Here is a 7,367-nt window from a genome sequence, read left to right on the forward strand (position 1 = left end):
GCCTAGGCCGCATTTTTTTTTATACTATGAACTGGAAGAAACCAATTCGATTTACCGTTGGAGGGGAAAAATGGGAAGTTCCTTTGAATGTCCTCATTTTAGTGATCCTTATTACGCTTTTGCTAATGTTCTTCGGCGCATGGATGGGCTTTAGCTTTGGTGGAGGAAAATTTTAGTCTGTAAAAATTCCCCAGCCATCATCGTATTTTTCATTGGCATCAAAACCCTTGATCCATTCTACGAAAAGCTTACGGTATTCTTCAATCGCATCTCGCAGCAATTGCAAATGCTCTTCGGCATGAGTGGATTCAACAGCAAGCTGGTAAGTCATCGCTCTCAGACTTTTAGCATGTACTTTCATAATGGTAGCATTCTCCATTTTAGCGACATAATCTTCCAGGCCTTCGGTACCTGCAAACTTGGAACTCATCATTGTCGCATCTTCCATCATCAAGCCTCCATATAATTCTTTTCTAGCTTCGTCGAGACTACCTACCAAAGCATGAGTTAAAGCAATGATGTCTCTGGCTTTTATCATCAAAGGATGTTTATAAATCCGGTCCTGAGGATTGTTAAAGTTCTCTTCATCCTCATCGTCCCATTCTGAATTTTCATCAAAATCATCCCACATGAGCTGCCTTCAATTAAAATGGTAGCGTATCTTCATCGCTGTCTGAATGAAAACTGCTTACTTCAGGCATTTCGTTAGCGGAAGGAGTGCTAGGTGCTCCATTGCCTGTTCTATCTACTTTATAAGCTTTTACATCCGTATACCATCTTCCGTTATATTCTCTGCTTTCTACATCAACACCTAAAGTTACTTGCTCCCCCACTTGAAGTGAAAATTGATCAATTTTATCACCCCAAATTGATAAACAGACTTTTTTAGGGTAGTTACCCCCTGTTTCTAAAATATATTCCTGCTTTCTCCAAGCATTTCCATTTCTAGAATTACCGCCTACTTCTGGTAGAACTTGTATAATCTTTCCGCTTAATTCCATCTTCTAATTTAATTTTAATCGATTTCACGAAGTTAATCAATGGTATGTAAAACTCACGAATGTAGGGGTGTAAAATAGTCTTAGGAAAGAATACGATTTAACATTTTTTGGCATGAACCTTGGTACTTTCCGTTCTTACAATTTAAATAGGGATTCCAAAAATTTAGTGTTAGATCGATAATACGAAATAATATTTGGTTTCATGATTTTCGTGCATTTTATGATGCAAAAAGAGTAGTTTTCTTTGCAAGGGTGTATCGTAAATCATATTTTTAAAATTCTTTCATTTTGTTTCACACTTAATTAATACTATGGTATAGACTTCTACGTTGTTCATAAACCAACTGAAGATGAGTAAAAGAAAAGGACCTCAAGACAGCGATTTGATCTCTCAATATAGAAGTGGAAATGATGCTGCCTTTGATCTTTTGGTAGATCGATACCAAAGTAAACTTTATACCACAATATTCTTGATCGTTAAGGATCAAGCAATTGCTGAAGATTTGTTGCAGGAGGTATTTGTAAAAGTTGTGAATACCCTCAATTCTGATAAATATAATGAAGAGGGTAAATTTCAACCTTGGGTAATGCGTATTGCGCATAACCTGGCCATTGATCATTTTAGAAAAGCAAAGCGATATCCAATGATATTAATGGAGGATGGTTCAAATGTCTTCAATTCGTTGAGATTTGCGGAAGAAACGGTCGAAGATCGTCAAATGAGAGATGAGACTGTCGAGCTTGTCAAAAGGTTGATCGAGGAGCTTCCTGAAGCACAAAAGCAAGTATTAATTATGCGGCATTACCTGGATATGAGTTTTCAGGAAATTGCCGATCAAACTGGAGTTAGCATCAATACCGCATTGGGAAGAATGAGGTATGCGCTAATTCATTTAAGAAAAAAAATGAAACACCTTAATGTTGCCTATGACAAAACTATTTACCCCAAATGACCTGATGAGATATATCTATCAGGAAATGACCGAGGATGAACAAGATCTTTTAGTGCAAGCCTTACACAATGACGAGTCGTTGATGGAAGAATACGTAGAAATGCTGAGCACCTTGGAGCAATTAAACCAGATCAAGCTTCAACCTTCGGAAAAAGTAGTAAATGCCATCAAATCGAGGGCACAGTCTACGGGACTGGAAAGAGTCTAAAAAAATTGGTAACCCCGCAAAAGCGGGGTTTTTTTATTGTTCGCTATTAATAAAATCAGCAGCTTTTTGAATTATTATAGGGTAGGTACTCAGTCCGAACCCATGGCCTTGGCCTGGAATCGCTTCATAGTAATAAGAAACACCTGCCTCTTTTAATTTACTTTCTAATAATTCACTTTGTGAAATAGGGACTACCACATCCTCCGTACCATGAAAGAAGACCGTGGGTACACTCGTAGAGGATACATAATTAATAGGACTAGATTCTAGGTAGGCAGTTTCCTTGTTTTCTGGAGTTCCATCAAGCAAAAGCTGTAATCCTTGTTGGGTAAGGGTGTTGAAATCATATAAAGAAATCAAGTCTGTTGGAGGAAATAGAGCCATTACAGCTTGTATATTTCCGATCTCCGGATGCTTATAACTATGTAAAAGTGCCAAATGTCCCCCTGCACTTGCACCTGCGAGAATGAGTTCATCAGATACATTCCAGTCATCTGTTTTCGATGCTATATAATTAATAGCGTCTATGATATCATTTTCTTGGGCAGGAAACTGGCCAGAGCCGTTACCTAAATCATATAAGCTATAATTCAGTGAAACTATCGCATATCCAGGGAAGGAATATTCCAATAATGTCCTAAAAGCTAATATTTCACTTTTATCACCACTGTTCCAAGCCCCTCCATGAATGTAGACAAATACAGGTGTAGATTCTTTTGTCCTGCCTTCTGGTAAAAATATGTCCATAGAATTATCCTCGTCACTTCCATAGGGTTCATCATAAATATCCATTGCAACGATCGGCTCCAATACAGGATCATCCGAATCAGAGCTACAGGAAAAAAATAAGAGTGGTATTGCCAGGGCAACTAAAAATCGAATTGCAAAAAAGTTTTTTATCATAACCATTTGATTAAAGTTGAAATAATTTTTTGAGTCTTTTTATCATAGGGAGGTTTCATTAAAGTAGAATTGTTAAAACCCACTCTTTGTTTTAATACTCCCTTTTCATTAGAAAAAGAAAGGTAACCATAATAACCATGTGATTTTCCAATCCCGCTGTTATTGACCCCTCCAAAAGGCAAGTTAGGATGGAGAAAATGTAGCACGCAATCGTTAAAGACTACGTTTCCTGAGCTAGTTTCATGGATCACCTTTTTATAGGTGTCACTTTCTTCCCCAAAATAATATAAGGCCAGTGGTTTAGGCTTTTTATTAATTAGGGAAATGGCCTCTTCAATTGTTGAGTAGGAGAGGATGGGGAGTAAGGGGCCAAATATCTCTTCTTCAGCGATAGCCATATCTTCTGTGATATTAGATATAAGGGTAGGCTCTATATAAAGTGTTTCTAGGTTAGAATTTCCTCCAAATTCCACCTTCGCACCTTTTGATTTAGAATCTTCTAACAAGGAGTAAAGCCTATTAAAGTGTTTTAGATTGATGACTCTAGCTAAATCCGCTGATTTTTCAATTCCTTTATATTGAGGATCATACATTTTTTGGATGGCCACCTTAAGCTCCATAAGTAATTGATCTTTAATGTCCTTTTGAACCAATAAATAGTCTGGGGCAATACAGGTTTGTCCACAGTTTAAAAATTTTCCATATATAATTTTAAAAGCAGCATCATTTAAATCTGCATCACTATGAATGATTGTAGGTGATTTCCCACCTAATTCAAGGGTTACGGAGCTAAGGTTTTTGGAGGCGGCTTCCATGACGAGTTTTCCCACTGTGGGGCTGCCAGTAAAAAATATATGATCAAAGGGGAGTTCAAGGAGTTTTTTAGCTACCTCTGCATCACCATTAAATACCCGGACTTCAGAGGGATCAAAAATTTCCTCTACCATATTCTGTATTAATCCAGAGGTATGAGGAGATAGTTCTGAAGGTTTTAATATTACTGGGCAACCTGCTGACAAGGCTGATATCAAAGGTTCAATAGCTAAATTGAACGGATAATTCCATGGGCTGATGATTAAAGAGACTCCTTTAGGTTCGTATACAATCTTTGCCTTGGTTCCGGTCATGGATAATCCCGGAGCAACTTTTTTTGGCGACATCCAGGTTTTTAGGTTTTTAAGGGTATGCTTAATTGCTGCCGTCACAGGATAAATTTCACTAATATCTGTTTCGGCCGGGTGTTTTTTAAAATCCTCATGAAGGGCTACTTGAATTCTGGAGATATTTGTTTCAATCCACTTTTGAATTCTGATGATTCGTTCTGCTCTTTCTTTACGGGATGAGGTTCTCCATTGGATTGCGGTAGTTTTTTGAGATTCGAAGCATGATATTATTTCTTGAGACATTATTGAATTGATTACTTGGCCTTAGATACTAATTTTCTTCTTGTATCTAAAAGAAAAACAATTTTTTTAGTCTGTATATAGATATTGTGCATAAGGAGCAATTGTATTTTTTCTTTTTTTCAAAATCTTCTGATTTTCAATGAGATAGCATTTTTCGTCTATTTAGCCCCTTTAAGCCCCTAAAAATCGATTTTAAATACTTGAAAAATAATTTCGTAGCAAAAAAAATGCATTACGTAAAAATATTTTTATGCATTTATTTGGATATGAAAAGCAAAAAAATGTATTTTTAACGCATAATTGGATTGACATAATACCTTTTAAGGCAAAAAATGAAGATCTATTTGTTATTGAATGTTGAATTATTTATGGTTTTGAGTACTAAAAATTGAAATAATTCAATAAGAAATTAATAAAAGTTAATTATTGACGAAAGTTTTACGAACTCGAAAAATTTTAAAAAACACGATATGGACACTTTATCCAATTGTCAATTAACCTCCCAACCACCATCAAGTGGATTTTTCGAAAAGGTTAGAAGGGAGATGGAGTCTTTAAAATCAATCCAGATTTTATTGGTTTTATTTTTTCTGTTAACCTCAGGAGCATTTGCCCAAATAACTCTCCCAGCTACCATTGATGTGTCTGAGCCAACAGGGGGCTTCTCCATCGATGGGGATTTAAGAGCTAATTTTCCTGCTCCTTCGGGTGTAGGTGATTGGTTTCCGGGCTTATCAGGTGATGGAGGGCATGTATTTACTGCCAATGGCAATGTTGCTGTTCCAGTAAATATAAGCACCAGCTTTTATTTCAAAGATGAAATAAGAGCGATCACTACCCCAGGAACTGGAAACATCTTTTCATCAAGTAAGTTTGATCAAAATCCAAATGATTGGAGTTGGACCACTGGTAATGTGCAGCCAAAAAATGATTTGGGTAATGTGTACTTACATATAGGTACCGATGTGGTAACTAAAGATCAATGGATTTTTGTTGGTGCCGATAGACTTGCAACAAATGGTAATGCTTATGTAGATTTCGAGTTCTTACAAAATGAAATTACCCCTGTTGCAGGCGGTACTTTTTCTGCAAATGGACCTGATGGAGGTAGAACAGTAGGTGACTTTTTAATTGCGGTTGAGTTTGCTAGTACTCCTAACGTTGACTTTTATACTTGGGAGCCAGATGGAAATGGAGGGTTTGCTTGGAAGCTAAACACGCCTGGTCCACTTGCTATTGCAGCTAGAAGTATCAATGGAACTATCGATCCTCTAAATACTTATGGAGCTCCTTACGATGCAGAACAATTTGTTGAAGCAGCAGTGGATTTCACTGCGCTGTTAAATGTAGTTGGTGACGCTTGTGCTGGAGTTTCAATTGGTAATATATTTATTAAGTCCAGAGCTTCTGGAGCAAGTGATCAATCCTCCCTTGCTGATTTTGTGGAATCTATTCCTGTTCAAATAGAACTTGGTACTGCGACTATTACATATAATTCTGATGATTTTTGCGGCGATTCTGCGTTTCCTACTATTTCAGGAATTCAGGAAGGTGAATTCTTTATTTCTGAGCAAGGTGTTGGAAACACAGGTACGATCACTATAGATCCTGCAACGGGTGAAATTGATTTGACTTCTGCAGGTCCTGGTGACACCTATAAAATAGGATATCAGTATTTTTCAGTTGGTGGAAACCAATGTGAAAAATTTGCATATTTTGATATCGTATTACCACTACAAGCTCCATCACCAGCTCCTGCTTCTTTTGATTTTTGTGTAGGTTCTGGTGTTGATCAATTACAGGCTATTTCTGTTGCTCCTTTTTCTTCTGACTATCTAATCAATTGGTTTGATTCCAATATGGATCCTTTACAGGGAGCGCCTTCTATCTCCACTGCTTCAGCTGGTGTGTTTACTTATTATGTAAGTCAATCCAAAATTGATGGTACTGAGTGTGAAAGTGAAATGGTTGAAATTACTGTCAATGTAGGAGTATGTAGCCTTACATTAGTAAAAGAAGCAACCAATGGACCTACCGGAGAAGATTGTTTAGATCCAACCTTAAATCCAACAATTGACTACAGCTTTACATTGACCAACAATGGAGCTTATCCATTGACAAATATTCAGATTTCTGATCCACTTTTTGAGGCTCCAAACCCAGTGGTGGCATTGACTCTTTCAGACGATGGAAACGGAGATGCAGAATTAGGTGTTGGAGAATCTTGGATTTATACTGCTTCTTACACTATTACAGCTACTGATATCGAAAATGGTCAGGTGCAAAACCAAGCTACTGCAAGTGGAGATGCCAATGGTTTCACCGTATCTGACTTATCAGGAACTGCTGTAGACAACGATACTCCTACAATCGTTTCAGTTTGTCAAAATTATGAATTGACCTTAGACAAGCAGGTTAAATCAGGAGATCCATATTCAGCAGTTGGCGATGTAGTAGTTTATGATTATGTGATTACCAATTCTGGAAATGTGACTCTTGATGGACCATTCAGCGTTTCAGATGATAAAATAGCAGGTATTGCAGATGTAAATGGTCCTTTAGCACCGGGTGCAAGTGTAACTGCAACTGGAAGTTATACCATTTCTCAAACTGATATTGACGCAGGTTTTGTAACGAACATCGCTACTGCTTCCGGAAATGGAGTGGTATCTAACTCGGATACAGAAACTGTAAATGCAACTCAAACTCCGTCGATCGACATTGTGAAGAGTGCTACACCATCTACCTACAATGCTGCAGGAGATGTGATCACGTACACCTTCGATGTGAGCAACACAGGCAACGTGACCTTGACAGATGTGACAGTGAGCGATCCATTGAGTGGATTGAGCGCGATCACTCCGGGTCCGGTTACCTTGGCACCGGGCGAGAACCA

8 protein-coding genes are annotated in these 7,367 nt (G+C 37.7%); 4 read left to right on the forward strand and 4 right to left on the reverse strand.

All coding sequences use genetic code 11. The annotated features are described in order from the left end of the window. Positions 1–26 precede the first annotated feature (26 nt). On the forward strand, positions 27–176 hold the full coding sequence (locus BUR11_RS21245; protein WP_200800419.1) for a hypothetical protein: 150 nt from the start codon (positions 27–29) through the stop codon (positions 174–176). Here BUR11_RS21245 and BUR11_RS16690 read toward each other — a convergent pair. Both BUR11_RS16690 and BUR11_RS16695 read right to left on the reverse strand, forming a co-directional pair. Next, positions 173–631, reverse strand: a complete 459-nt coding sequence (locus BUR11_RS16690; RefSeq protein ID WP_074226103.1) for a hypothetical protein — start codon at positions 629–631, stop codon at positions 173–175. The genes BUR11_RS21245 and BUR11_RS16690 overlap by 4 nt on opposite strands. A 13-nt stretch (positions 632–644) precedes the next feature. Beyond that, positions 645–1,001 (reverse strand): DUF3127 domain-containing protein, encoded by a 357-nt coding sequence (locus tag BUR11_RS16695; protein ID WP_074226104.1) that lies wholly within the window; start codon positions 999–1,001, stop codon positions 645–647. 350 nt (positions 1,002–1,351) lie between these two features. Here BUR11_RS16695 and BUR11_RS16700 point away from each other — a divergent pair, with 350 nt between their 5' ends. Further along, complete coding sequence (locus BUR11_RS16700; protein ID WP_074226105.1) at positions 1,352–1,954, forward strand: RNA polymerase sigma factor; 603 nt, start codon at positions 1,352–1,354, stop codon at positions 1,952–1,954. Beyond that, positions 1,929–2,162, forward strand: coding sequence for a hypothetical protein (locus BUR11_RS16705; protein WP_074226106.1), 234 nt, complete (start codon positions 1,929–1,931; stop codon positions 2,160–2,162). The genes BUR11_RS16700 and BUR11_RS16705 overlap by 26 nt, the downstream gene beginning before the upstream one ends. Positions 2,163–2,195: 33 nt before the next feature. On the opposite strand, the gene BUR11_RS16710 is transcribed toward BUR11_RS16705, so the two are convergent. Continuing rightward, positions 2,196–3,065, reverse strand: coding sequence for an alpha/beta hydrolase (locus BUR11_RS16710; protein WP_159439238.1), 870 nt, complete (start codon positions 3,063–3,065; stop codon positions 2,196–2,198). Next, on the reverse strand, positions 3,062–4,471 hold the full coding sequence (locus tag BUR11_RS16715) for an aldehyde dehydrogenase family protein (RefSeq protein WP_074226108.1): 1,410 nt from the start codon (positions 4,469–4,471) through the stop codon (positions 3,062–3,064). Before BUR11_RS16715 ends, BUR11_RS16710 begins: the two co-directional genes overlap by 4 nt. Before the next feature lie 470 nt (positions 4,472–4,941). Between BUR11_RS16715 and BUR11_RS16720 the strand changes: the two genes are divergently transcribed. Further along, positions 4,942–7,367, forward strand: a 2,426-nt coding sequence (locus BUR11_RS16720; RefSeq protein ID WP_143186034.1) for a DUF7507 domain-containing protein, incomplete at its 3' end; no start/stop codon positions are given.

Source organism: Algoriphagus halophilus, assembly GCF_900129785.1.
GTDB classification, from domain to species: Bacteria; Bacteroidota; Bacteroidia; order Cytophagales; family Cyclobacteriaceae; genus Algoriphagus; species Algoriphagus halophilus.